The sequence below is a fragment of the Marisediminitalea lipolytica genome (genome assembly GCF_001758465.1).
Lineage (GTDB): Bacteria > Pseudomonadota > Gammaproteobacteria > Enterobacterales > Alteromonadaceae > Alteromonas > Alteromonas lipolytica.
The window spans coordinates 331,315-356,005 of the sequence record NZ_MJIC01000016.1 but is presented as its reverse complement, the minus strand read 5'-3'; the positions used below and the strand labels follow the sequence as shown (position 1 = coordinate 356,005).

Genomic DNA, 24,691 nt, shown 5'->3' with positions numbered 1-24,691 from the left:
CGGTTAACCGTTTACTCTGGCTTGCGGAATTTCTCTCGTCGTTTAGGGGCGCGCATGGACTGGGACACTTTAAAGTTATCAGTTAGTGAGCGCAGTTTATTTCCCATCTTTGTGATGTCTTCGCCAATACTTGCACTTAATTCAATGGCGTGTTGATTGAGATCGAAGCTCTTGTCCATGATTGTGAAGTTTTCTGCGACTGCCTTAAGCTGATCTTGTTGTGCCGTGGCAACCGTGCCGATTTGTAAAACGTGCTGGTTGATATTGTCAATTGCCGATTCTATGTGGCCCCAGCTGTTTTTAGTTTCGTTGGCTTGTTGTGTACAGCCCTGCGCGTTTTCCAGGCTTTCCAGCATGATATCCACGGCGTTTTGCGTACTGTTGGTAATGTTTCCAACAATCTGGGCAACGCTGGTGGTAGAGGAGCGGGTTTGACTTGCCAGGTTTCTGACCTCGTCAGCGACGACGGCAAAACCCCGTCCGGATTCACCCGCCCGTGCTGCTTCGATAGCCGCATTCAGTGCTAATAAATTGGTTCTTTCGGCAATCTCATTAATAACATCAATTACTTTAGAAATACTTTCAGCGTCAGATTTAAGCTCATTTACCGCATTGGATACGTTGGTCAGGGTCGCACTTAGCCTGTCCATGTTTTTCAGGGTTTCATCTACGTAGTGCCGGCCTTCATTTACCCGTGCTTCTGTCTCCCGGGAAGCCTGCTGAATGCCGCCTACCTCGTTTGCCACTGACTGGCTGGATTCCAGGGTATTATTGAGTTCTTGTCGCACGATATCAGACTGGTTATGTAAGTTGTCTGAAGAGGTAATGAGTTCCTGATTGACCTCTTTAACGTCTACAGACATTGGCTCCATTCGCAGGATTGACGCTAGCAATTGGGTAAAGGTTACATCAAGGTGTTCAATAAATTCGTTAAATTTCTGTGCCAGGGCAGACAGCTCATCGTTGCCTTTATCGGGCAGGCGAATGGTTAAGTCACCGTCACCGGAACTCAGTTGTTCAACGGTTTTATGCATTTGTTTGATGGGGTTAAGGACCGGGCGGGACATCGTAACGCCAACCAAAAAGCTAATCACCAAAGCAAATACCGATAGCAACAAAATGTTAAACACAATCTGAGTATTGAGCTGTTCAATAAAACCCAATGCCTCGCTGTAGTCAATTTCGCTTAATATTACCCAGTTTAAACCAGCAATATTCAGCGGCTTATAGGCCGAAAGCACATCTACGCCGCGATAATCCTGCACCAACGCATAACCTGTCTGGCCATTAAGGGCATGTTTGGCTGCCTCAGAGTTGACCGTTTGTAGGCCGATAGACGTGGAAAAAACATCCATAGCGGTAACAGTTTGCATATCGGTGCCAATGGCTTTCATCACATTCAGGTAACCGGGTTTATCTTCTACCAGAAAGCGTGAGTTCGAGCGCATCAGCGTATCGGCACCCACCAGGTAGGTTTCTCCTGACACCCCAAAGCCTGCTTCAACCCAGTCCCTGTCATGGGTCATGATGTTATCGATTTTGTCCAGTGGTAGCTGCATCACCAGAACGCCTGTAACTTCGCCATTGACAGTAATCTGTGAAGAGACAAATGCAGCCTGCGCGTTATACGATGGCACATAGGTTTGAAAATCAGTGATAAAACTGGATTTTGAGTCGGTTAGTGACAAAGCCCCGCGATACGCATCCGCGAGACCACTTTGTTTGTAAGGACCGCTTTTTAACGACGTAGCGTAGTCGAGTTCCTTAAATGTGGAGTAAACCACGTAACCTGTTTCGGCATCTACCAAAAAGATATCGTAGTAGCCAAAGTGTTCCAGATAATCTTTAAACACATAATGATACTGTTGATGGGCCTGGTCGTAGTCACTGCCGGAACCATCACTCTCCAGCGCGTCTTTGCTGCCAAGGGGGTGAGGGTTGTCCGAGATGTAGCGTTGCTGAAAATGCAGAGCCAGACCTGAGAGCGAAGTAAGTAACGCTTGCTCATCCAGATTGCTATTGGGATTAAGCTGTTGGAATCTGGCGGCAAATTGCTGGCGATAATAATCAGACAGGCTGTTTGCAACACTATTGGTGCTGTTGGATTGCAGAAAGTGGGTTTTAAATTCTGACAGCGCTTTTACGGTAGTTGGGTTGAAGGACAGTGTCTCGGCCTGATAACGAACGGTAGCAAGGTAACTTTCTATCTGATGCGCAGTCTGGTCTCGGGCACTGATAAGCCGTTCTTTCGAGGATTGCAAAATATGCTCTTTAGCATCTTTTTCAATAAACCATCCCAGCGTTAAACAACTCACTATGGCGAAGACTACCCCGATCAGGGTGTAACTCGTAATCAACTTCGATTTTAATTTCATCCCTTGCTACTCATTGGTGATGGTTAATACACCCACTGTCCCGCAGTGAACTGCTGAATTAATCAACATAAAAAGTATAGGAACAAAACCAGGATTTTGTGTGAAAAAACGAGACTTTAATTAAAAAATAATGAAGAAAATAACAGAGATAGCGGATAGTAAGGGCGAATAAACAAGGATGAAAAACAAGCTAAGGCTTGTTTTTCAGTCTTCATCATCGTAGTTATCGTCGTTTTCCAGGGCGCCTTCACCAATAAAATAAGTGCCCCAGCCGTCGTAATGCACTGAGTGCTTGTCGGCGATTTGCAGCAGCGCGTCGGTGTCTTTATCCAGCAGCTCCCGGTTTAACAAACGTTCTGCGATAATGTCAAAGCAAAACACAGTGCCGCCGTCGTCCAGGTACACTTCTTCTGCGTCAGTGACTTCAAAACCGGCTTTGAAGGCGTCCACCGCGGCTTTTTCCAGGAGATCAAAGTCTTTGCATGCCATATGATGCTCAATGGTGTAAGTGGCATCGGCTTCACTGCCATCGCTCAACAGTGCATCAATGGTTTCCTGGTTAAATTCGTACCATTCAGTACGCTCGTCGTATTGCGTCATAATAAAAGCCTGGTTAGCAAAAAATCTTTATCTGCTTATATTATATTGATTTCTCGCTTTGAGCGACTTCATCGTTTAACTCAGCAAACTTTTTTTCCATTTCGCCGTGATAATGGGCCATCCAGCCTTTAGGCGAACGGCTGTTATCCAGTTGACTTGGTTGACCGATATCGATAATCATTTCGCCGTTATTCCAGCGGTTCCACTTAATTTTTTCGTGAAGATTGCTGGCAGTCACCATGATAACCGGTGTCTCTGTAGCGATGGCCAGGCGAAATGCGCCAACCTTAAAGGGCAAAATGCCACGGCCATAAGAACGTGTACCCTCAGGGAAAAACCACACTGACAGGTTTTTCTCGGTAATTTTTTTCGCAGTTAACTGCAAGGTATCCAGCGCTTTGGCGGTATTTTTGCGGTCGATCATGATATTGCCGCTAAGCCAGTACATCTGACCAAAAATCGGGATCCACTTAAGGCTCTTTTTGCCAATGGTCACCACACCAGGAAAAGCGGCTTTACAGATAGTAATGATGTCGTAACTGTTCTGGTGATTGGCGACGACGACATAGGACTTGTCGGTATCCAGACCTTCCGGGCGGCGAATGGTTATTTTCAGCCCCAGCAGTTTTGCTATCTGGCTGTAAAGCTGACCGGCAATATAGACATTGTCACGATGAAACGGGCGGGCAACACATACAATCAGTACCAGTACGTTGAGTACTAAGAAGGCGACCAGTACGACGGGAATTCGAATCAGAGCTAACACTAATACACCAGTTAAGAAAATTTGGCCGCAGATTATAGCTGTTTAGCGCCTGTGTGCATGTCCGATCAGTATGAAAACAGCCAGGGTAGCGGTTTTCTGCCAGTCGATAAACCCGGCTAAAAATATTCCTGATTAAAAATCTCGTGCTATGCTAAATACAATCTATATATAGTTTTTATGTCGTTGCTGTTGGTGAATCACGGATTTTCGCAGAGTCGCCGAGAGAGTAATCGATGTATATTTTTTGAGTTGTCTAAACAATGCAGACATTTATTCCGGAAGATCTCGAACCCGAGATCCTGACTGACCTCATCGAGGAGATCCACGAACTCTATGAAGCCAGCGAACAAACCCTGATAGAGCTAGAACTAAAACCCGAAGATAACGAGCTGCAACGCGCTTTATTCCGCTCTGTACATACCATCAAAGGGGATCTGGGATTAGTCAACTTTTCGCCAATTATTCCACTGTTGCAACATGTCGAGGATTTGCTGGACTACCTGCGTAAAGGGCAGGTGGACTACACCAGCATCATGAGTGATCTGGTATTACTGACCATGGATCGGGTGAAGCAATTTGTCGAAAGTGTGATTGCTTCAGGTAAGGCCGAATACGACAGTGTGTTGTATCAACAACTGATCATGGCAATTACCCGGATTACGCCAGAAAACCACAGCGACCATGACAGACTGCTTGGCGAAGCGGTATTACTGCTTAACCCTGAACTGGATCAGCCCCGGGAAGCCAGTGAGCCAGAGCACCCCGACATGCCGGCAAAACCGGTTCTGACTGCTGTACCCAAGTTGTCTAAAACCGGGGTTCCAAAAGATATCAGTGCCGAAAAACGTCTGGATATTTTGTTTTTCAGAGACCTGATGCAAACCATCGAAAAGCGTTCTGCTGACTGGGCGGGTAAGGGCGATCGTATCGCCAAGCTGGCTCTTTATGTAAATGATATTGCGGGTAATCCCATTGAGGAAGACCAGTTAGCGGTTGCCTGCTACGTACATGATTTTGGCATGGCATTTATGCCCCTGAAACTATTAATGAAAGAAGAAGCCTACGCCGACAGCGAATTTAACCTGATGCGCTCCCATGTGTACAAAAGCTCGCGCCTGCTGGAACATCTGGATCAGTGGGACATGGCGCGAAAAATAGTCATGCAACATCACGAGCGAGCGGACGGTAGTGGTTACCCTTTGGGCATTAAGGATGACGATATTTGTGATGGTGCCAAGCTGCTCGGCATTCTGGATACGTTTGACTCGATGACGCACAGTGGTTCACGGCAGGATAAACCGCAGTATTCCAAGAAGCAGGCTGTGGTTGCACTTAATCGTTACAATAAGGATAAGTTCAATGCCACCTGGTTAAATTACTTTAATCAGGCCATGGCGAGGGTGCTTACTCGTTAGCACATGCCAGACTGAGCCCTGCCAGTCTGGCTATCTGTGTTTTTTAACCGTCGATATCCAGTTCTTTGAGTTTACGGGTTAAGGTATTACGACCCCAGCCCAGTCGTTTAGCGGCTTCCTGCTTATGCCCGTGGGTATAGTGCAATGCCCGCTCCAGCATGATTTTCTCAAAGGTCATCAGGGCATCATCAAGAATGTTGTGCTGGCCATCTTTTAACTGCTGATCAACCCAGACGGACAGTAATTCTGTCCAGTCACCGCTTTGTGGAGATGCTTTTTCGCTGCTGTTATCGGCGTGAATTTCTGGTGGCAGATCGGAAGGCAGAACTTCCTGCCCGGATGCCATTACGGTTAACCAGCGGCAGACGTTTTCTAACTGTCGGACGTTACCAGGCCATGGCAGCTGGGCCATCACTTTTTCAGCTTCCTTACTGAGCATTTTGGTTTCTACATCCAGTTCTTTTGCGGCACGGCGTAAAAAATGGCGGGCAAGTAAAGGAATATCCTCGCGACGCTCAGCCAGTGCCGGAATGTGGATGCGAATAACGTTCAGGCGGTGAAATAAATCTTCACGGAACTTGCCCTCAGCAACGCGCTTTTCCAGATTCTGGTGAGTTGCAGCAATAATTCGCACATCCACGGTGACCGACTGATGACCACCTACCCGGTAAAACTGACCGTCTGCCAGTACCCGCAGCAGGCGCGTTTGCACATCTAATGGCATATCACCAATTTCATCCAGAAATAACGTACCGCCATTGGCTTGTTCAAAACGTCCCTGACGAGCAGTTTGTGCACCGGTAAACGCGCCTTTCTCGTGGCCAAACAGCTCTGATTCTACCAGGTCGGCGGGAATGGCAGCCATGTTCAGGGCAATAAACGGATTGGCGGCGCGCGGACTATGACGATGTAATGCCTGCGCAACCAGTTCTTTACCGGTACCAGACTGACCGTTAATCAACACACTGATAGATGAACGGGATAAGCGGCCAATAGCGCGGAACACCTCCTGCATGGCCGGCGCTTCACCAATAATCTCCGGTGCAGATTCTAACTGGGGTACCTGAATACTGCGGGTCTGCTCTCTGGCATGCACCAGAGCTCGCTCTACCAGGGTGACCGCCTCGTCAATATCAAAGGGCTTAGGCAGATATTCAAAAGCACCGCTTTGGTAAGCATTAACAGCACTGTCCAAATCCGAATGGGCGGTCATAATGATAACCGGGATCATCGGTGCGATCTGGTGAATTTCGTTGAGCAATGTCATGCCGTCCATTTGTGGCATGCGAATATCTGATACCACTACCTCAGGATAATGCCCTGATTCCAGCTGTAACAGTAAGTCCTGCGGGTTTTCAAAGCTGCAGCAATCGATGTTGGCAGATTGCAGGGCTTTTTGTAGTACCCAACGAATAGAACTGTCGTCATCGACTATCCATACAGATTCAGTATTCATTAATGCGATTCCTTACGGTCGATTGGCAGGGACAAAATAAACTCTGTATGGCCAGGGCGGCTATCAACTTCAATTTTTCCATCATGGTGATTCACAAGTGTTTGGGCTATGGATAAGCCCAGTCCCGAACCTGTATCCTTACTGGTGACCAGCGGATAAAACAGGGTATCTCTGATTTCGGGTGGGATACCGGGACCGTTATCGATTATTTTAATTTGGGCGGCCAGGGGGTGACGATGCCCATGAATAGTAAGCTGGCGCTCGATGCGCGTGACCAAACGAATGTGCGGGTTTGGCGTTTTTGAGTCACGTAACGCCTGTACTGCATTGCGCACAATATTCAGCACTGCCTGTTGCAACATATCCGGGTCCACACGAACTTCCGGAATACTCGGATCATAATCCCGGGTAATCGCAATGGCCTGCGTAGTATCTGCTTTCATCAGACTGCGTACTTTTTCCAAGGGGCGATGCAAATTGCACCATTCCAGCCGGGGCAATGAATTGGGACCAAGCAAACGGTCTACCAGATTACGCAGACGATCGGCCTGTTCGATGATGAGTTGAGTAAACTCTTTTTGTTCGTCTGATTCCAGCGCTTTTTCCAGCAGTTGGGCTGCACCACGAATGCCCCCCAGAGGGTTTTTAATTTCGTGGGCCAGTCCGCGGATCAACTCTCTTGCTGCGTAGTGTTGGGCGTGTTGTTGGTTTTCCCGGGAAATCCGTTTTTGCTGATCGATTTTCTTTACTTCAAACAGCAGTCTTGGGCCTTCTTCGGTGCTTAAATTAGTTACCGTTAAATCTGCCAGTACTACGCGATTATCACGAAAATACAGCTTTATTTCGTTTTCGGTAAAATCCTCGCCGCGGCGGAATGCGGCACGCAGACGCGCTTTATTAATGGTATTTGGAACAAAAAAGTCCGCCAGGGGCTGGCCATAGAGCTGTTTGGTGCCCGTCGCAAAAAGCGCTTGTCCGGCATGGTTTGCATAGACAATACGTAGTGAATTATCGATAACCACCAATACGGTGTTAAGGTTATCCAGTAAATTATTGGTATCAAACGGCGTGGCGTGCATGCCGGGCTCTCTCCAGTTGCACCAATATGGTGCCTCATTATTTCAGGCTGCTTATTGCCATGCAATTATTTTACGCAAAAAAGTTACAATGAACTTCCATGGTGCGCATTTTTACTCGCTTGCACCGATATAACAACTTACTTAGTTGTTAATCAGTCGCGATGCCTGATGCAGATAAAATGTTTGTGGGCTGGATGATGCAAGAGTCTTGCCCTTATTGTCTGTGTGGGCAATATAAAATGTATGGGCGCCGCGGTTGATACCATTAACATAAAACAGGGGCTTGGATTGCTCCATAATTAGTTGATTATTAATAAATAATTGGTACTTACCTTGTTTGTCTGCATGGGTGACGTTAGCGGCAATGGTCATGTTGCCTGAGTTGTTGCGAACGGTCGCTTCTGGCTGTGGGGCAATAACCTCAATAACGGGGTCAGGTGCTTTTTTCTCAGTAGAGGTTTGCACTGGTGGAAGTGTCGGTTTTGGGGGGGGCACCGTGATACGGTTGTCAGGACCCAGTTCTACCGGCTGTGCTTCCGGCACTGGCTTATCGGTATAGGTAATCGAGCCGTCTTTATTGACAACTTTATAGATTTCCTGAGCATGCGCCGGGACAAGGCATATGCTAATCAATAAAAATACTCTGAGCATGTGTTTGATTGTAGTGAATTCCGGGCAAAAAAAAAGCCCGCGCTAGCGGGCTTTAGGTATCTCACTTAATACAATGTTTTATACACTGTAGTACATGTCGAACTCAACTGGGTGAGTTGTCATGTTAAGTTTAGTGACTTCTTCCATTTTCAGGTCGATGTAAGCATCGATCATGTCATCAGACATTACGCCACCAGCAGTTAAGAACTCACGATCGCTATCCAGGGCTTCCAGAGCTTGCTCCAGTGAGCTTGCAACAGTTGGGATTTCTGCTGCTTCTTCTGGAGGCAGGTCATACAGATCTTTATCCGCAGAATCGCCAGGGTGGATCTTGTTCTTAATCCCGTCAAGGCCAGCCATTAACATGGCAGTGAATGCCAGGTATGGGTTACCAGTTGGGTCAGGGAAACGTACTTCGATACGGCGCGCTTTATCGCTGGTTACGTAAGGAATACGGATAGATGCAGACCGGTTACGGGCAGAGTAAGCCAGCATTACTGGTGCTTCGAAGCCTGGGACCAGACGCTTGTATGAGTTAGTAGAAGCGTTAGTGAATGCATTGATAGCACGAGCGTGCTTAATGATACCACCGATGTAGTACAGAGCTTCTTCAGACAGACCAGCGTACTTGTCACCAGCGAAGATGTTTTTACCTTCTTTACCGATAGATTGGTGACAGTGCATACCAGAACCGTTATCACCAACCAGAGGCTTAGGCATAAAGGTCGCAGTTTGGCCGTATGCGTGAGCTACGTTGTGAACAACATACTTGTAGATTTGAACTTCGTCAGCTTTCTTCACCATAGTGTTAAACTGACAAGCAATTTCGTTCTGACCAGCAGTTGCGACTTCGTGGTGGTGCGCTTCAACAACCAGACCCATTTCTTCCATTACCAGACACATAGCAGCACGCAGGTCGTGAGCAGAATCTACTGGAGGAACCGGAAAGTAACCGCCTTTAACGCCAGGACGGTGACCCATGTTGCCATCTGCAAATTCAGAACCAGAGTTCCAGGCAGCTTCAGATGAGTCAATTTTGTACATTGAACCAGACATATCAGTGTGGAACTTAATGTCGTCAAACAGGAAGAATTCTGGCTCCGGGCCAAACAATACTGTGTCACCGATACCAGTTGACTTCAGATACTCTTCAGCGCGACGGGCGATAGAGCGTGGGTCACGGTCGTAGCCTTCCATTGTTGAAGGTTCAACGATGTCACAACGGATGTTAACCTGAGTTTCTTCTGCGAATGGGTCAACCAGTGCGCTTTCAGGATCTGGCATTAGGATCATGTCAGATTCGTTGATGCCTTTCCAACCAGCGATCGACGAACCGTCAAACATTTTACCTTCTTCAAAGAAGTCTTCGTCTACACAAGAAGCAGGGATAGATACGTGCTGTTCTTTACCCTTGGTGTCAGTAAAGCGAAGGTCAATAAACTTAGCTTCGCTTGATTTAATTAATTCTAATGCCTTCTCAATTGACATCGTGTCCTCCAGGTTGTTTCGTAAAGTTGATGTTCGGGGAGCCGAACGATCAGGTGGAAAAATCCTAAGCGATATTCATGCCAGCTACTTGTAAAGGCCGAATAACGCGTAATTACGGGTTGTCGTCATTTTGTAAACCAAATTATGCACCAATATGGTGATTTTGTTGTTTTGTTTTGGTGCAGTGGAAAAAGGCATACCGCTTTATTTCCTTTCAGCATTCTTTCACTGCGCGAACGCTTTATCAACAGATTAATTTTTCTTTAAACATAAAAAAACAGGCGCAATGCAATAAGATTTTCTGTACAATCCGCGCTCATTTCCTTTTATCTATATGAGAAAATTGCAGGGCCATTCTGATTTATCCCTTCCGGATAACAAAGTCAGGGTGCTTTGCGGGTTGAACTTTAATGAACGTAACTGACATCAATAAGCTAAGAAACATAGCCATCATCGCGCACGTTGACCACGGAAAAACGACCCTGGTTGATAAGCTGCTGCAACAATCCGGTACTCTTGAGACCCGAGGCGAAGCGCAAGAACGTGTGATGGACTCAAACGACATCGAGAAAGAGCGTGGTATTACCATTCTGGCAAAAAACACTGCCATTAACTGGAATGACTACCGCATCAATATCGTAGACACTCCCGGACACGCCGACTTCGGCGGAGAAGTAGAACGTGTAATGTCGATGGCTGACTCGGTACTGCTGCTGGTTGATGCGCAGGAAGGTCCAATGCCACAAACCCGCTTTGTAACGCAAAAAGCGTTTGCCCAGGGCTTAAAGCCAATCGTTGTTATCAACAAAATCGACAAGCCTGGCGCGCGTCCTGACTGGGTAATGGATCAGGTTTTCGATCTGTTTGATAACCTGGGTGCGACTGATGAACAGCTGGATTTCCAGGTGGTTTACGCTTCTGCACTGAATGGCTGGGCGTCAGTAGATGCTGACGAAAAAGCCGAAGACATGACAGCGCTGTTCCAGACTATCGTTGACCAGGTTTCACCACCAGATGCCGATATCGACGGTGCATTCCAGATGCAAATTTCTCAGCTGGATTACAACTCTTACGTAGGCGTTATCGGTGTTGGCCGTATTAAGCGTGGTAGCGTTAAAGTTAACCAGCAGGTCACTATCGTAGATGCGGAAGGCAACAAACGTAACGGTAAAGTGGGTCTGGTATATGGCTACCTTGGCTTACAACGTCACGAAGTTGAATACGCTACTGCGGGTGACATTATTGCTATCAGTGGTTTGGGTGAGCTGAAAATCTCTGACACCATTTGTGACCAGAACAACGTTGAAGCGTTACCGCCATTAACCGTAGACGAACCTACCGTAACCATGACCTTCCAGGTAAACACTTCACCGTTTGCTGGTAAAGAAGGTAAGTACGTTACTTCACGTAACATCCTGGAACGTCTGCAGGACGAACTGGTACACAACGTTGCCCTGCGCGTTGAAGAGACCAGCGACCCGGATAAATTCCGCGTATCAGGCCGTGGTGAACTGCACTTAGGTATCCTGATCGAAAATATGCGTCGTGAAGGTTACGAGCTGGCGGTATCACGTCCGGAAGTAATCATCAAAGAAGAAGACGGCCAGACCATGGAACCGTTTGAAACCCTGACCATCGACTGTGAAGAGCAGCATCAGGGCTCTATCATGGAACAGCTTGGTCTGCGTAAGGCAGAAATGACCGACATGTCACCGGATGGCAAAGGCCGTATTCGTATGGACTTTATGATCCCAAGCCGTGGCTTAATTGGTTTCCAAACTGAGTTCATGACCATGACCTCAGGTTCTGGTTTGCTCTACCATTCATTCGATCACTACGGTCCGCACAAAGGTGGCGTGATTGGTAAGCGTAAGAATGGTGTACTGATTGCTAACGCCGCTGGTAAAGCATTGACTAACGCGCTGTTCAACCTGCAGGAACGTGGTCGCTTGTTTATCGGTCACGGTGTTGAAGTGTACGAAGGTATGATCATCGGTATTCACAGTCGTGACAACGACCTGACTGTTAACGCGCTTAAAGGTAAGCAGTTAACTAACGTGCGTGCATCAGGTACTGACGAAGCGCAGACCCTGGTTCCACCGGTTAAAATGTCGCTGGAACAAGCACTTGAGTTTATCGACGAAGACGAACTGGTAGAAGTAACGCCAGAAAGCATTCGTATTCGTAAGAAACTGCTGACCGAAAACGATCGTAAGCGAGCTTCACGGGCACCTAAATAAGCCTTCGGGCACCATGAATCGTTGAATGGTTTATCTTAAAAGGCCGGTTGTCTGAACAACCGGCCTTTTTCGTTTACACTGAATACTCAACCATTCATTTTATTGCTAACCGGATCATGCCATCTATTAATATCGCAGTAATTGACGACGACGAGATTACCCTTGAACTGATAGTGACCATTTTGAAATCAGATTTGGATGTCAATGTCGTTAGCTTTTCCAACAGTACTCTGGCGCGCGAGTTTCTGTTAAAGCAAACATCCGATTCACTCGACATGGTAATTAGTGATATGGTTATGCCCGGTTTTGATGGCTTAGCTTTATTACGTGATGTCAGGGCTGCGGGTCTGATGTTTCCGTTTTTGTTTATGACTGCTTACGAATCCCGGCAAACCAAGTTACTGGCCAAACAATTGGGCGCGGTAGCGTATCTGGTAAAACCCATTATTCGTAAAAAACTGGTCAATCTGGTTAAGCAAACCATCTCTTCACATTAATTGGGTGTGCTAAGGCTGCTGGCTGTGCACCGCCAATACCGGATAAAAAGGTCGTTACTTTGAGTCAATTTGAAAATACCCCTGATCGTCGTGACTTCTGGACGTTCAAATGGCAAAAATATGCAGGTCAGGATGTGCTACCTTGTTGGGTAGCCGATACCGAATTTCGTTGTGCAGAGCCGATTCTGCATGCCATGCAAAAGCAAACGGAATATGGCAACTTTGGTTATTCATTGCCGGCTCAACATAAGCCGGCCAACGATGCCGTTGTGCGTTGGCTTAAAGACAAGCATGACTGGGCAATTGAGGCCGACTGGATTGTCTGGACTCCGGGTGTAGTGCCGGCGTTTAACGTAGCGATTAAAGCTTATTGTGAAGCCGGTGATAAAGTACTTATTCAAACACCAAATTATCCGCCGCTACTTGCTGCCCCCGGGTTAAACGGTACCGAGCGTGTTCCTATTCCAACTAAGCTTGAGGCAGACCGCTGGACCATTGATCTGGAAGAACTCGAAAAACAGGCGGCCGATCCCAAATGTAAGTTAATGATCCTGTGTAATCCGATGAATCCGGTAGGCTCAGTAATGACCGAGTCAGAGATTAGTCGAATTGCGCAAATCTGTGAGCGTAACGATGTGTTGCTGTGCTCCGATGAAATTCATTGCGATTTGATCCTTGAAGAAGGCGTAAGTCATATTCCGGCCGGTCGCGTTAACGCTCTCACCGAGCGCAGCATAACCCTGATGGCTGCCAGTAAAACCTTTAACATAGCAGGTTTGGGCACATCTTTTGCGATTATTCCCAACGCTACTTTACGCCGCCAGTTTACTCAGGGAGCAGCCGGTATCGTGCCCTGGGCAAACGTGATGGGACTGGTGGCCACCGCCGCTGCATTTACTGAATGTGATGACTGGCTGACCGAGCAAATTGCTTATCTGCGTGGCAACCGTGATTATCTGGTAGAGCGCATTAACGCCATTGACGGACTAAAAGTTGTCTCTGCCGACGCGACTTTCCTGGCGTGGATTGATGCATCAGGTTTGGGCGTAGAAGATGTGCTTAAATGGTGTGAAAGCAAGGGCGTTGGCCCATCGCCGGGGCGTGATTTTGGCGAGCCTGATTATTTTCGAATCAACTTCGGCTGTAGCCGGGCAATGCTGACCGAGATCCTCGACAGACTCAGCGCATAAGCCCTGAAGTAAATCTGAAATCACCCCGGCTTGTCCGGGGTGATTCGTTTTACACCAGCCTGATTAAAAGTCGACACTGACATCCACGCCGTAGGCACGTAGTGCTGAAGGGTGAATAAAAGAATCGCCAAATTCAGGCGCGGGGATTACTTCCTGTAAGTATTGTTCGTCGGTAATGTTCTTGCCCCAGATTGCAACAGTCCATGCATCTCCCGATAAGGCTATGCGCGCATTAACCGTGCTGTATACATCGCGTGATTGTCTCTTTATGCAAATTTCTGCCAACTAAGCCAGACAATCAACAGGATCACACTTACACCGCCAAGATTAGCGAGCCAGTTATTCTTTAAGCGGCCCAGCGCGGGATGAAAATTCATCATATACAGTAACAGCAGGCCAATAACCGGCAGCAGTAAACCATTGGCCGCCTGGGCAAACAGAATGGCAACCAGAGGCCTGGTGCCGGTAAGTGAAAATCCGATACCTACCAGAATGATACAAAGCCAGATCCCTCTGAACCAAGGGCTACGTAAATCTGCCGGTTTGTTCAGCGCGCCGGTCAGAGCATAGGCTGCCGCTAAGGGAGCGGTTATTGCGCTGGTTAAACCGGCTGCAAACATGCCAACGGCAAAGAACCACTGGGCGTAGTCGCCCAGCAATGGGGCGAGTTGTCGGGCAAGGTTACCAGCGTGCAGTGACTCTGACTGGCCATAAAAGGCCTGCATTGCCGTGGCGACAATAAACAACGTGATCAGCCCTCCGGTACTGATTGCCAGCGCTGATTGACGGCGGTAATGACTCGCTTCATGGGGGCTTTCCTGCTCACTTTGTGCGACTAAGCTAGCGTGTAAAAACAGGTTATAAGGGACAATTGTGGTGCCTATCAGCGCCAGTATGGTAGTCAGGCTATCGGCGGACAAATGGGGGGTAAACAACTGCTCTGCCATTTGCTGCCAGTCTGGTTGACTGACGGCAAAAGTAAGAACAAATACCAGGGCCATCACCGCGACTAATGAAACCAGTACATTCTCGATAAGCCGGTACTGACCCAGCCAGAGCAGTACAATTGCCAAAGCGCCGAGCAGACAGCTCCAGATGGGAATGCCCAGACCGGCGATATTATTGAGCCCAATGGCGGCACCGGTCAGGTTTCCCGACTCGTAAGCGGCGTTGCCTACGCCAATTGCGCAGACCACAAGGAGTAAAATGCCCCGTCTGAGCAGAGGGTTTTTAATTTGATTGCTTAGGGCATGACTCATTCCAGCCCGGGTTGCAAATCCCAGACGAACCGCCATGTCCTGTAAAATAACCGTCGCAAGCACAGAAAACAGTAACGCCCAGACTAAATGAAAACCAAACCCGGCACCGGCCAGACTGGCCGTGGTTACCGTTCCCGGGCCAATAAAAGCAGCTGCGATAATAAAGCCTGACTTGGTTCGACGTGATGACATGTTACACTCATTTAATGATTGAACAGATGGCGTGACGCGCCCCGGCTAAAAGTTAGCCAAAGCGGCAAATACAACCGCATTACACCATGAGAGGATGGTCATTAACAGCCATTCATCACGCAGAGGAATGTTATGGTGAGTAAGTCGAAAAACGACCAACAACAGGCTTTTGCCAAATTTCTGCCGCAGCAGACGTATTTGCAAGGGACTATTTTTGCTGTGGCCGCTTGCCCTGAAATCCCCATGCCTGAACAATGGATGCCATGGGTGATTTGCAGCAACAGCGACGCTTTTATCGACCGGCAGCAGGCTGATGAACTGGCTGATTTTTTAATGGCGCAACTGCGGGACACCCTGGATAAAATGCGGCGGGGGGAGTCTTGTTTACCGGAAGATTGCCGCTGGCATAGTGATACCAGCCAGCGAGAGAATTTGCAGCAATGGCTAAAGGGCTTACTGACGGGTCATCAGCAACTGGAGGAACAATGGTTGCAGGCGTGGAATGAAAGTAGCCAGAGTCTGGATCTGGAATCATTGTCTGCCCGTCTGACCCGTTGTCTTAAATTATTCAGTACGCTGGCCGACCCACAATCCCGGCTACAACAAACCCCAATGGATAGGCGAGCTGAACTGGAGCGTGGATTGCCCCGTCTGGCTGACAGCTTGCCGGGTATGCTAAAAGAGTATGTGGATATAAGCGGTGAGCTGATGCAGGTGTTACCCAATCAGTTCGAGGTGGTGCCTAAAAATCATTGAGTGTGCGCTGTTAGCGGCTTTTATGGCCGTGCCGGTACTGTAATTGCTCGCGAAATTTTACCACATAGCGGTCGAGTTCCAGCTTGGCCTCATCGTAAGCGGATTGCAGCTCACTGGAGCCCGGCTCATCCATAAGCGCCTGAAAAGCAGTATCCGTTTTATGCAATAACTCTTTCAACAGCTGGTTGTTCACATCCATATTTGCCTGATCCTTAACAATACCCAATTCCGGTGGGGTTTGTATTGAGAGCGTTACTTGCTCTAGATAAATTTAACTACCGCCAGTAGTACCACGGCGAGTAATATCAGTACAGGTGCTTCATTTAAGATACGGAAATAACGCGACGAATGCGTGATTTTATCGGCAGCAAATTGTTTAACCAATGACCAAAGATAAAAATGATACACATAAATTAATGCCACCAAAGCAAGTTTAATGTGTAACCAGGTTGATGCGGCAAACCATGCATAGCCATAAGTGTAGATGAGGGCCAGACCAAATACCAAGGTTAAAAGCGCAAAGGGAGTAACAAACAGCCATAAGCGCCGCTCCATCACCTTAAATTGGTCGCGCACCACCTGCTGATTGGTTTCTGCATGATAAACAAACAATCGCGGCAGATAAAAAATACCGGCAAACCAGGCTACCATAAAAAAAATGTGCAGGGCTTTTAACCACAGTATTGTCATATTGGTAATGTCTCTCGTTTAAAATTGTGCGCGTTGTAAAAAGCTTTGCAGGCGGTTCCAGGTGATCACACCTATTACCTCTGTAGCGTCTTCAGCATATATGTAAACGGCACCAGAACGGGTGCTCTTTAATAGTTCGTAGACTTCTGCAAGGGTAGCCTGAGCGGATAACCCCTGCATGCTCTGATAACTGATGGGATGCGCATGGCGATCCAGACTAACGTCATAGTGAACCCAGGAATACTTAATATCCAGTTCAAACTTATTTTGCTGAATAACCGTTAGCGTGGGGTTTTCTGACAAGACTTTTTCCAGCGCTGATTCGGGCGCATCGTAAAATAATTTAAAGTCCGTTTCCATGGCAGCCAGTACCCCGGTTTTCTCCAGTGCTTCACGAATGGAGGTGATGGCATAAGGAAGCTTTTGAAAATCCAGCTGCTGAATAAAAATAGAGCGGTTGCCGAGAAACTGTGTAGCGGTAACGTAGGCCGGTACGATCACCAAAATGGCCGGTAAAATAATTTCCGGCCGGTAAGACAGCTCCATCACTGCCGAAAGTGCTGCCAGCGGGGCGTGTAATACTGCCGTCAGCATGCCCGCAATGCCCAGCAGAGCAAAGCTGGATGTGAAATCGTCAACGGGTAACCAATGCGAAACAGGTAGCAATAACACTGCGCCTGATAGCATGCCCAGAACCATCACCGGGCCAATAATACCACCGGGTATTCCCAGACCAATGGCAAAGGTGGCCAGTAAAAATTTCATTAGCAGAATTTCCAGCAAAATTAATGCTGTCGGATGGGCGGAAAACAGCGCGTTAACGTCTTCAAAGTTTGCCCCCAGTGCTTCGGGGAGCAGGGCGCCGCCGGTGGCGGTAAGAATGCCGGCCAGCAATAATCGCCATACCATGGACACCTTGCTAAAGAGTTTCATGACAGACATCAGCAACTGATTAAAAAAGGTAGCCAGCACCCCCAACAAACAACCGAACAAAATGAGATACAGATACAGCCACTGGCTAAAAGAGGAAAATGAAAAATAAGCCAGCTCATTGCCTTCGCCAAAAACGATGCGGGTAATCACCGAGCCGCAGGCCGCAGCCAGCATTACCGGAACAAATACGTGGATTTTATATTCCCTTAATACCACTTCCATAACAAATATCACGGCGGCAAAAGGGGTGTTGAAAGACGCAGAAATGCCGGCAGCAATGCCGCAGCCCGCCAGGGTACGAATGCTGTTATGGGGTAATTTAAGCGCCTGACCAAAGAGGCTGCTGCCTGCTGCGCCTAAATGCACGGAGGGGCCTTCACGGCCAACCACAAACCCGCCAGCCAGCGCCAGCATCCCACCGAAAAACTGATTAACGGTTGTTCGCCATGGAATATGCCCGTAGTGCTGTTTTACCCGATGAATGACAAAGGGAATGCCCAGACGGTAATGTTTAAAGCCGGTAGTATAAGCAATCAGTAAAATCAGAATAACTGCACAAACCGGCATCACCAGCCATATCCACTGGGCAGATAAGCCTAAGGCGCTAAGCAGGCTTATACCGCCTTGCTGCACCCAATCTATGCCCAGGCGAAACAGCACTATTAACAGCGCAGACGTTACCCCGGCAATAATACCAAGCAAACACACCTGCACAGAGGTGCGGGGATGGGCCAGTTCTTGTCGAAGAGCGCGCAATTGCATAAATTTGGGACGCCGGATGAAAGTAGTCAAATGGTAACACAAACAAGTGGTTAGTTTGCACAGTATTGCATCGATATGTCATCACGAAGATTGAATAATTGGCCTAAAACGGGCACAGTTCTGTTTTTAGTTTGTCTGTGACGGTTATGCATTTATCTGAGATACCTCAGCGCCTGGGTCAGACCCGGACTATCCTGCTGCTTGGCGCAAGCCTGCTGGCTATGCTGGTGTTTGGGGTTGTACTGGCTAACATCGAACGCGCCAGGATGCAGCAACAAACAGAGCAATTACAGCACTCGGTGGCGGGCTTGCAGGCCGAAAACGAACAACTTCAGACCCTGAGTAATCAGCTGTCCGTCAAACTCGACATGGCGCAAATGCACAACGACAACCTCAGGCAAGAAGTGTTGGCGTTGGAAGAGGCCATTTTTAAACTGCAAAAAGACAAAGCGTTTTATCAGCATGTGGTCGCCCCTGAAACGACGCAGGATGGCTTTTTTATTGATGGTCTGGAAGTTTTTCCTACCGCCACCCCCGGTTATTTTAAGGCCACCATGGTGTTGCTGCAGCAACGCGCTGTGTCTGCCATTATCAGAGGTGAGCTGACCATCTCGGTAACCGGGATCCTTAAAGGAAAGCACACCATTTTAAGCTCACTGGAGGATGCTATTTTGCCTGAAGGTGTGGTGGAGTACGGGTTTAAATATTTCCAGCCAGTCACTTTATATTTGCAGCTTCCCGCCGGGTTTACGCCTGAGTCCATTGAGTTTTCAACTACGGTTTATCAATACAAGCGACGCCGGGGTGACTATCAGCGCAGCTACAACTGGCACGAACTGTTAGCCGAGCCAGAATGAGCTGTTGACTCGCCACAGGTTAAGCCTTTTTGCAGCTTATTGAGCGGGTTAGTGTCGATTTGTAGTATAACCTCTCTCTCCTGCCATTGATATTTCATTTCTCTGCAACACACGGCTTTTGCAAGTAGAATATTGCCAGTAAGAATCCGCTTTTTAGTACAATGCGGCATTCCTGTTTCGTAATGATTCGGAGGGGGCTACAATTAGTGCAGGCTGTTGCTATGCCCATGCAAGTCCTTGCTTATATCGATTTATGAGCGTTGTTGTATTTTGCTCTTCATCTTTTTCTACGGTTTCTCGTTTATTTGTCACCATTTTTGTAACTTAATTACAGTTCTGCTCTGTCGCGTTGTCGGAATTTTATACAAGTCTGATTCTATTTTTTTTGTTCAAAAAATGAGCTTATTGATTTTGTTAGGTTTTCCAAGTTGGCCTTACTTATGCAATGTGACGTTACCTACTGTTCATGATGTAGCGGTACCAATGACGTTTAGTAAGGGAATAACACATTTACAAGGATTTCATGATGAAAAAGAAACTTATTGGTTTGTCAGTACTTCTGGCTACTTCGCTGCAGGCGCAGGCTGGCATTGTTGGATTAGATTTAATTGAAGCTGGCGATGATGCCGTTGCGGATATCAGTGGTGCGTTATTTGCGCCCGGTAGTGGTATTACTATTACTGGTACGCCAACCTTTGTTGGCGCTGTGGGAGATGGTGTTACTGCCAATACTGCTCAGTCTGGTATTTTTGCTGGTGTAAATATCACCGACGGAACCACCACCGTATCCATGGGCGGTGGCGTAGTTTTAACAACTGGTACGGCAAATATCCCCTCTACGAATACTAATTCGCAATTCAATCCTTTCATTCCGGCAACCGGTTCAGACAGCGATCTGGCAGCAATATTGACCGCTGCCTCTGCGCCAAGTTCGGTAACCAATGACGTTAACTTTTTCGAGTTTGACTTCACCCTGGATGCCGGGCTAAACGCTATTTCACTGGATTTTATTTTTGGTAGTGATGAATTCCCTGATCAGGCAGTAACGGATGTGTTCGGTGTGTTTGTTGATGGTACTAACTATGCCTTTTTCCCGGATTCGTCCTTAGTATCTTTCGTGCTGGGTGACAATGCCAGTAATTTTCAGTCCAACACCGGGGGCGCTTTTGATATTGAATACGATGGCTTTAGTAATAAATTGAGCCTTATTGGTTTGATCGACGAAAACCTGTCGACACATACGCTAAAAATTGCGATTGCCGATACGTTCGACTCCGTTTTTGATAGTGGTGTCTTTTTAAGTAACCTGACAGGTACCACAACAGAGGGTGGTGGTGGTGTTGTCACTGATGTCAGTGAGCCTTATCCATTGTTGTTACTGGCCGGCGGCCTGGGCATGATGTTGTTCAGACGTAAGATACGCTAACTACTTGCTATACCGACTTCGGGTGGCCTGTTGGCCACCTGCTTTCCCTGCTGGCTTTAGCTGGCACTTCTTTTTTTCCTTTAGTTGCTTATTGTCCTTCACGCTATTAGTCGCCATATATGACTGACTGTCTTGGTACACAGCGATATTTATGACGTTGCCTAATAGTTGATGTATTTACTCAGGTATTAGATAATAACCTATCAAAGAGCCGGGCAGGCTTGGTATAGAATTGAGGTGAGTATGTCGGTAGAGATGGCGTTACCAATTGATTTTTCTGACGCAGCAGCAAGTAAGGTGCGTGAATTGGTACAGGAAGAAGAAAATCCGAATCTGAAACTGAGGGTTTATGTGACTGGCGGTGGCTGTTCCGGGTTTCAGTATGGCTTTACCTTCGATGAAAAGGTTAACGAAGGCGATATGGCCATTGAGAAAAACGAAGTGACCCTGGTGGTCGACCCGATGAGTTTACAATATCTGGTGGGCGGCACGGTAGACTACGTGGATGGCCTGGAAGGTTCCCGCTTTCTGGTAAATAACCCCAACGCAACCACGACCTGCGGGTGTGGAGCAAGTTTCAGCGTTTAATAGCCAAAAGCAGTCTGCGGACTGCTTTTTTATTTTTGCAAGGGATTACTTTATGAAGTTATATGGCTCAACCACATCACCTTATGTTCGCAGGATCCGACTGTTATTAGCGGGTAAGGATTATGAATTTATCAACATGGATATTTTTGCCGGTCCAGGACGTGAGTTACTAAGAGTCAAAAATCCTGCCCTTAAAGTGCCAATGCTGGAAGACGGCGATTTACTGATTTATGACTCAAGGGTAATTTTTCGGTTCTTAAACGAAAAACTTGCTATGGCGCCATTAACCTGGGCGCAGGAAAATAGCTTAACGCTTATCGATGCAGCAAATGATACTTTTGTGCAGTTGATGATGCTAAAGCGTTCCGACATTGCCAATCAGCCGGATAAACTGTTTTTTAAACTCAATAACGAACGGGTTGATACGCTACTGCAAACGCTGAATAAAGGCATCGAAGCCGGGGATTTCGCCCGCTGGGAATATCCGGCCATCTGTTTGTTCTGCCTGATTGACTGGGTGATATTCAGAGAGCTGGCTGATTTTGCTGCCTATCCTGAGTTACAGGCGTTCTGGCAGCAACATCAGCAGGAAGCTGATGTTGCGATAACTGACCCTAGGGTTTAGTAGCCCTTGTCAAAATCAAAGGCATAAATCAGCGGTTGTGCTTCTAAAAAACGTATCAGGTTACCTTTAAAAATTACCGCCACGTCAGCCTCCCGGGAAATGGCAGCGGTATGCTGGGTAATATAGGCATTGGGCAGTGCCCAGTAGGGGTGTTCATCGGGTAAGGGTTCATCAACAAAGACATCCAGCACCGCCGCGCTAATCTGCTTTGTAGACAAAGCATTAATTAAAGCCTCATCGTCAATCGTAATACCCCGCCCCGCGTTTATCAGTACGCAGTGAGCCGGCAAGGCCTGCAATAAAGCGTCATCAATAAAATGCCTGGTGGCGAGGGTATCCGGCAGCAGGCTCAACAGGTAGTCACACTGGCTGGCGAAGGTCAGTTTTTCTTCTGGTCGGTATATTTTTGCATAGTCTGCCGTGGCCGTGCCGCTGCGATTAAGACCTATCACTTGCATACCAAAAAGGGTGGCAACATCTACCAAACCTGCAGCTATATCTCCTGCTCCGGCAATTCCCAGTGTTTTACCTGCCAGTTCGTCAAACGCGGGTGGGTGCCACTTATTTGTGGTTTTATGTCGGGCAAGATTAAAAGCTTCCAGGTTGCGGGCAAAGTACAGCAAATAAGAGAATACATATTCGCGCATTTGCTGGTCGAATATGCCTTTTACTCCGGTGAGCTGGTAATCCCGTTTTGCGGCCCTCAGCAGCGGCGCATTACCGGCAAAAGTGGATTGGATCCAGCGTAGTTCGTGACACTGCTCAACAATCTGTGCCAGTAAATCCGGATCGCCTAAGGCCAGTTGTATCCCGTGGGTATCAAACTGTGATGGATCGTTAGTGCTGCTACACAGCGTCACGTTGTCTGGTAGCAAAGGGGTCAGCAGTGCGGCGTACTGCTGGTAGTCCCGACTTAAAATACCAAGTTTCCAGGTTAAACTGGCAGGAGACTGTGTTGTCATAAGTAAAGAAAAGTTTCCTTTATGTGATTTTTATGTGAATTAAATTCCTTATTTTATTTTTATTTCCGAATTATATTCAGAAAAAAGAATAAGGAGTTGTAATGAAATCAAACCAATCTCTTGCTGTTGATAATTGCCGAACATTGTCGCCGCGTCGTCATACTACCGACGCAACGTCGGTGGAACAGCTGGTACAGGAGCAGCTACAACACTTTGGCATTAGTGCAGATAGCCAGTACGGTGAAGCCCTGGCCGAAACGGCTCGCCACCTTTATGGTGCACAACAAGGTGTCCAACAACTCTGGCAGGTTACACGAGATACCCTTGAAAGGTTAGATCAAACCGATAAGCTGAGCTATTTCAATGCTAAAAAGTTTTTGTCGTTTCAAATTGCCAAGGTACTGGATACCTTGCAAAATCCGTTTCGCCAAACCTGGCAGAGCCTGAATAAATCAGCCCCTCAGCACTATCCAATTTTTGATAATGTACCAGCGTTATTTTCAGCCACTCCGGCGGTGGTAAAAACGGCCACTTATGTCTACGCCTGCACAGAATGGATTGCTGATGCTTTTGAAGGCAAGGAGTCAACGCATCAGATTTACAGCCGGTTAATGAACCCCACCAATATTTCTCTGGCCAACGCCATTGTGGATTTGGAAGCCGGTGAGCATGCCTCGTCTTATCTGGCCTGGAACTTTAACTCCGGTATGGCGGCGATTGATGCGCTGCTGTCTAATGTGCTGAATCACGGCGATATCTTAATCGTGTCACGTAATGTGTATGGTGGTGTTTATCAGCTCCTGCATGACTATTTTGCGCGACAAAACCGCATGGCTGTCAGCCTGGCCTGGTTCGACGGTTATACCGGGGATGACTTTGCCCGTCATCTGAGCGATGTTCAAAGCAAATACGCTGATAAGCTGGCTGCCGGCAGTCAGTTGCATGTCTATATTGAATCACCCTGTAACCCTCATGGACTGATTCTGGATGTGCCGGCGATCTGCCAACTGGCCCACGCTCAAAACCTGTTGGTGATGCTGGATTCTACGCTGGCGACGCCTGTATTACACCAGCCCCTGCAGCATCCGGATAAAATGTCTCGGCCGGATTATCTGGTGCATAGTTACACCAAGGACATTTGCGGTACCGGTACCACTACGGCCGGAGTCGTGATTGGTGAAAATCATCGCATGTTCCAACCCAAGGGCAGCCAGTGTAATGGCGTAGATTGGTCGCAAACCTTATTTTGGGATGTCTATTATATAAAGGGCGCGTTTTTGGATTCGGAAAAAGCCTTTGATGTGCTGACCGGTATGAAAACACTCACTCAGCGCATGCTGACTAAGGTAATAAATACCCGGGTTTTTACTCACTATCTCGACTCGCATCCGCTTATTAACGTTAATAGTCACGCCCTCAGTCAACATGACAATGCTGGCCTGCGCGAGCGATTGCACACAAATGGCTGGCCTACGGCATTGTTTACCGCCGAGCTTAATTTGCCGGAACTGGACAGAGTGCAATTCAGTCGCTTTTTCGATTCACTGGAACCGGCTTTTGGTCACCAAATCAGTATTGGTCAGACGAATACGCTAATCCTGTGTCCGGCGTTAACCTCACATTCTGAAATGAGCCGTGAAGAACAACGCAAAGCCGGTATTGGCTTAACCACAATGCGAATTGCCATGGGGTGTGACTGTGTCAAAGCATTAATTGCTCATTTTGTGTTGGCCCTGCGCCAGGCAATTGACCCCGTACACCCGGGATTCAGTGAGCAGTTTATGTCCGCCGAACGTCTGGATGAAATGTATCAACGGGTCGCCGCGGACGTCTATGCCCAGCATCATGCATCGCAACAGAGTCTGGCTGATAAGCTTAAATAGC

The 24,691-nt window shown here is 47.6% G+C and carries 23 protein-coding genes; 10 read left to right on the top strand and 13 right to left on the bottom strand.

What is annotated here, in order from left to right; all coding sequences use genetic code 11:
- Nucleotides 1-11: 11 nt before the first annotated feature.
- The 3 genes from BFC17_RS20035 to BFC17_RS20025 form a co-directional block, all read right to left on the bottom strand.
- A complete protein-coding gene (locus tag BFC17_RS20035) occupies nucleotides 12-2,375 on the bottom strand; it encodes a methyl-accepting chemotaxis protein (RefSeq protein ID WP_070178288.1) in 2,364 nt (787 codons plus the stop codon).
- A gap of 204 nt (nucleotides 2,376-2,579) precedes the next feature.
- Nucleotides 2,580-2,975, bottom strand: coding sequence for a ribonuclease E inhibitor RraB (gene rraB, locus BFC17_RS20030; protein ID WP_070178287.1), 396 nt, complete (start codon nucleotides 2,973-2,975; stop codon nucleotides 2,580-2,582).
- Nucleotides 2,976-3,015: 40 nt separating this feature from the next.
- The gene (locus tag BFC17_RS20025) at nucleotides 3,016-3,741 is read right to left on the bottom strand and encodes a 1-acylglycerol-3-phosphate O-acyltransferase (protein ID WP_070178286.1); all 726 of its coding nucleotides are present in this window, start codon (nucleotides 3,739-3,741) and stop codon (nucleotides 3,016-3,018) included.
- 260 nt (nucleotides 3,742-4,001) lie between these two features.
- On the opposite strand from BFC17_RS20025, the gene BFC17_RS20020 reads away from it, so the two are divergent.
- Entirely contained in the window at nucleotides 4,002-5,156 is a 1,155-nt protein-coding gene (locus BFC17_RS20020; protein ID WP_070178285.1) for an HD domain-containing phosphohydrolase, read from the top strand.
- A gap of 43 nt (nucleotides 5,157-5,199) precedes the next feature.
- Here the strand turns inward: BFC17_RS20020 and glnG are convergent, their stop codons facing one another.
- The 4 genes from glnG to glnA form a co-directional block, all read right to left on the bottom strand.
- Nucleotides 5,200-6,612 carry a nitrogen regulation protein NR(I) gene (gene glnG / locus BFC17_RS20015; RefSeq protein WP_070178284.1) on the bottom strand — a complete coding sequence of 471 codons (1,413 nt, stop codon included), beginning with the start codon at nucleotides 6,610-6,612 and terminating at the stop codon, nucleotides 5,200-5,202.
- A complete protein-coding gene (glnL, locus tag BFC17_RS20010) occupies nucleotides 6,612-7,691 on the bottom strand; it encodes a nitrogen regulation protein NR(II) (RefSeq protein WP_070178283.1) in 1,080 nt (359 codons plus the stop codon). Before glnL ends, glnG begins: the two co-directional genes overlap by 1 nt.
- Nucleotides 7,692-7,832: 141 nt before the next feature.
- The gene (locus tag BFC17_RS20005; protein ID WP_070178282.1) at nucleotides 7,833-8,342 is read right to left on the bottom strand and encodes a DUF4124 domain-containing protein; all 510 of its coding nucleotides are present in this window, start codon (nucleotides 8,340-8,342) and stop codon (nucleotides 7,833-7,835) included.
- 78 nt (nucleotides 8,343-8,420) lie between these two features.
- Entirely contained in the window at nucleotides 8,421-9,830 is a 1,410-nt protein-coding gene (gene glnA / locus BFC17_RS20000; protein ID WP_070178281.1) for a glutamate--ammonia ligase, read from the bottom strand.
- A 410-nt stretch (nucleotides 9,831-10,240) separates the two neighbouring features.
- Here glnA and typA point away from each other — a divergent pair, with 410 nt between their 5' ends.
- The 3 genes from typA (at nucleotide 10,241) to BFC17_RS19985 (ending at nucleotide 13,757) form a co-directional block, all read left to right on the top strand.
- Nucleotides 10,241-12,070, top strand: a complete 1,830-nt coding sequence (typA, locus tag BFC17_RS19995) for a translational GTPase TypA (protein WP_070178280.1) — start codon at nucleotides 10,241-10,243, stop codon at nucleotides 12,068-12,070.
- Between the two features lie 116 nt (nucleotides 12,071-12,186).
- Entirely contained in the window at nucleotides 12,187-12,567 is a 381-nt protein-coding gene (locus BFC17_RS19990) for a response regulator (protein WP_070178362.1), read from the top strand.
- A 59-nt stretch (nucleotides 12,568-12,626) separates the two neighbouring features.
- A complete protein-coding gene (locus BFC17_RS19985) occupies nucleotides 12,627-13,757 on the top strand; it encodes a MalY/PatB family protein (RefSeq protein ID WP_070178279.1) in 1,131 nt (376 codons plus the stop codon).
- Nucleotides 13,758-13,820: 63 nt separating this feature from the next.
- Here BFC17_RS19985 and BFC17_RS22655 read toward each other — a convergent pair whose 3' ends face one another.
- Nucleotides 13,821-14,042 carry a hypothetical protein gene (locus BFC17_RS22655; protein WP_175439605.1) on the bottom strand — a complete coding sequence of 74 codons (222 nt, stop codon included), beginning with the start codon at nucleotides 14,040-14,042 and terminating at the stop codon, nucleotides 13,821-13,823.
- Nucleotides 14,024-15,208 (bottom strand): Nramp family divalent metal transporter, encoded by a 1,185-nt coding sequence (locus BFC17_RS19980; RefSeq protein ID WP_070178278.1) that lies wholly within the window; start codon nucleotides 15,206-15,208, stop codon nucleotides 14,024-14,026. Before BFC17_RS19980 ends, BFC17_RS22655 begins: the two co-directional genes overlap by 19 nt.
- Before the next feature lie 132 nt (nucleotides 15,209-15,340).
- Here BFC17_RS19980 and BFC17_RS19975 point away from each other — a divergent pair, with 132 nt between their 5' ends.
- The gene (locus BFC17_RS19975) at nucleotides 15,341-15,964 is read left to right on the top strand and encodes a UPF0149 family protein (protein ID WP_070178277.1); all 624 of its coding nucleotides are present in this window, start codon (nucleotides 15,341-15,343) and stop codon (nucleotides 15,962-15,964) included.
- Between the two features lie 10 nt (nucleotides 15,965-15,974).
- Here the strand turns inward: BFC17_RS19975 and BFC17_RS19970 are convergent, their stop codons facing one another.
- The 3 genes from BFC17_RS19970 to BFC17_RS19960 all read right to left on the bottom strand — a co-directional run bounded on the left by BFC17_RS19970 (nucleotide 15,975) and on the right by BFC17_RS19960 (nucleotide 18,349).
- Complete coding sequence (locus BFC17_RS19970) at nucleotides 15,975-16,163, bottom strand: hypothetical protein (protein WP_070178276.1); 189 nt, start codon at nucleotides 16,161-16,163, stop codon at nucleotides 15,975-15,977.
- A 62-nt stretch (nucleotides 16,164-16,225) separates the two neighbouring features.
- Nucleotides 16,226-16,654: a CopD family protein gene (locus BFC17_RS19965; RefSeq protein WP_070178275.1), complete on the bottom strand. Its 429-nt coding sequence runs from the start codon at nucleotides 16,652-16,654 to the stop codon at nucleotides 16,226-16,228.
- Between the two features lie 18 nt (nucleotides 16,655-16,672).
- On the bottom strand, nucleotides 16,673-18,349 hold the full coding sequence (locus BFC17_RS19960) for a chloride channel protein (protein ID WP_070178274.1): 1,677 nt from the start codon (nucleotides 18,347-18,349) through the stop codon (nucleotides 16,673-16,675).
- A 146-nt stretch (nucleotides 18,350-18,495) separates the two neighbouring features.
- Between BFC17_RS19960 and BFC17_RS19955 the strand changes: the two genes are divergently transcribed.
- From BFC17_RS19955 to BFC17_RS19940, 4 genes are all read left to right on the top strand, one after another.
- Nucleotides 18,496-19,206 (top strand): DUF6776 family protein, encoded by a 711-nt coding sequence (locus BFC17_RS19955; RefSeq protein ID WP_070178273.1) that lies wholly within the window; start codon nucleotides 18,496-18,498, stop codon nucleotides 19,204-19,206.
- Between the two features lie 523 nt (nucleotides 19,207-19,729).
- Complete coding sequence (locus tag BFC17_RS19950) at nucleotides 19,730-20,632, top strand: choice-of-anchor L family PEP-CTERM protein (protein ID WP_139142150.1); 903 nt, start codon at nucleotides 19,730-19,732, stop codon at nucleotides 20,630-20,632.
- A gap of 243 nt (nucleotides 20,633-20,875) precedes the next feature.
- Nucleotides 20,876-21,220: an iron-sulfur cluster insertion protein ErpA gene (erpA, locus tag BFC17_RS19945; RefSeq protein WP_070178271.1), complete on the top strand. Its 345-nt coding sequence runs from the start codon at nucleotides 20,876-20,878 to the stop codon at nucleotides 21,218-21,220.
- 52 nt (nucleotides 21,221-21,272) lie between these two features.
- Nucleotides 21,273-21,845, top strand: a complete 573-nt coding sequence (locus tag BFC17_RS19940) for a glutathione S-transferase family protein (RefSeq protein ID WP_070178270.1) — start codon at nucleotides 21,273-21,275, stop codon at nucleotides 21,843-21,845.
- Here BFC17_RS19940 and BFC17_RS19935 read toward each other — a convergent pair.
- Nucleotides 21,842-22,807, bottom strand: coding sequence for a D-2-hydroxyacid dehydrogenase (locus BFC17_RS19935; protein ID WP_070178269.1), 966 nt, complete (start codon nucleotides 22,805-22,807; stop codon nucleotides 21,842-21,844). The genes BFC17_RS19940 and BFC17_RS19935 overlap by 4 nt on opposite strands.
- Nucleotides 22,808-22,908: 101 nt before the next feature.
- Between BFC17_RS19935 and BFC17_RS19930 the strand changes: the two genes are divergently transcribed.
- The gene (locus BFC17_RS19930; RefSeq protein WP_070178268.1) at nucleotides 22,909-24,690 is read left to right on the top strand and encodes a trans-sulfuration enzyme family protein; all 1,782 of its coding nucleotides are present in this window, start codon (nucleotides 22,909-22,911) and stop codon (nucleotides 24,688-24,690) included.
- The last annotated feature ends 1 nt before the right edge of the window (nucleotide 24,691 follow it).

Coding starts and splice junctions, on each gene's coding strand:
- erpA (WP_070178271.1), top strand. CDS start 20,876: ATGTCGGTAGAGATGGCGTTACCAATTGATTTTTCTGACGCAGCAGCA.
- BFC17_RS19950 (WP_139142150.1), top strand. CDS start 19,730: ATGATGAAAAAGAAACTTATTGGTTTGTCAGTACTTCTGGCTACTTCG.
- BFC17_RS19990 (WP_070178362.1), top strand. CDS start 12,187: ATGCCATCTATTAATATCGCAGTAATTGACGACGACGAGATTACCCTT.
- BFC17_RS20035 (WP_070178288.1), bottom strand. CDS start 2,375: ATGAAATTAAAATCGAAGTTGATTACGAGTTACACCCTGATCGGGGTA.
- BFC17_RS19975 (WP_070178277.1), top strand. CDS start 15,341: ATGGTGAGTAAGTCGAAAAACGACCAACAACAGGCTTTTGCCAAATTT.
- BFC17_RS20020 (WP_070178285.1), top strand. CDS start 4,002: ATGCAGACATTTATTCCGGAAGATCTCGAACCCGAGATCCTGACTGAC.
- glnL (WP_070178283.1), bottom strand. CDS start 7,691: ATGCACGCCACGCCGTTTGATACCAATAATTTACTGGATAACCTTAAC.
- BFC17_RS19970 (WP_070178276.1), bottom strand. CDS start 16,163: ATGGATGTGAACAACCAGCTGTTGAAAGAGTTATTGCATAAAACGGAT.
- BFC17_RS19960 (WP_070178274.1), bottom strand. CDS start 18,349: ATGCAATTGCGCGCTCTTCGACAAGAACTGGCCCATCCCCGCACCTCT.
- BFC17_RS19935 (WP_070178269.1), bottom strand. CDS start 22,807: ATGACAACACAGTCTCCTGCCAGTTTAACCTGGAAACTTGGTATTTTA.
- rraB (WP_070178287.1), bottom strand. CDS start 2,975: ATGACGCAATACGACGAGCGTACTGAATGGTACGAATTTAACCAGGAA.
- BFC17_RS20005 (WP_070178282.1), bottom strand. CDS start 8,342: ATGCTCAGAGTATTTTTATTGATTAGCATATGCCTTGTCCCGGCGCAT.
- BFC17_RS19930 (WP_070178268.1), top strand. CDS start 22,909: ATGAAATCAAACCAATCTCTTGCTGTTGATAATTGCCGAACATTGTCG.
- typA (WP_070178280.1), top strand. CDS start 10,241: ATGAACGTAACTGACATCAATAAGCTAAGAAACATAGCCATCATCGCG.
- BFC17_RS19965 (WP_070178275.1), bottom strand. CDS start 16,654: ATGACAATACTGTGGTTAAAAGCCCTGCACATTTTTTTTATGGTAGCC.
- glnG (WP_070178284.1), bottom strand. CDS start 6,612: ATGAATACTGAATCTGTATGGATAGTCGATGACGACAGTTCTATTCGT.
- glnA (WP_070178281.1), bottom strand. CDS start 9,830: ATGTCAATTGAGAAGGCATTAGAATTAATTAAATCAAGCGAAGCTAAG.
- BFC17_RS19955 (WP_070178273.1), top strand. CDS start 18,496: ATGCATTTATCTGAGATACCTCAGCGCCTGGGTCAGACCCGGACTATC.
- BFC17_RS19980 (WP_070178278.1), bottom strand. CDS start 15,208: ATGTCATCACGTCGAACCAAGTCAGGCTTTATTATCGCAGCTGCTTTT.
- BFC17_RS19940 (WP_070178270.1), top strand. CDS start 21,273: ATGAAGTTATATGGCTCAACCACATCACCTTATGTTCGCAGGATCCGA.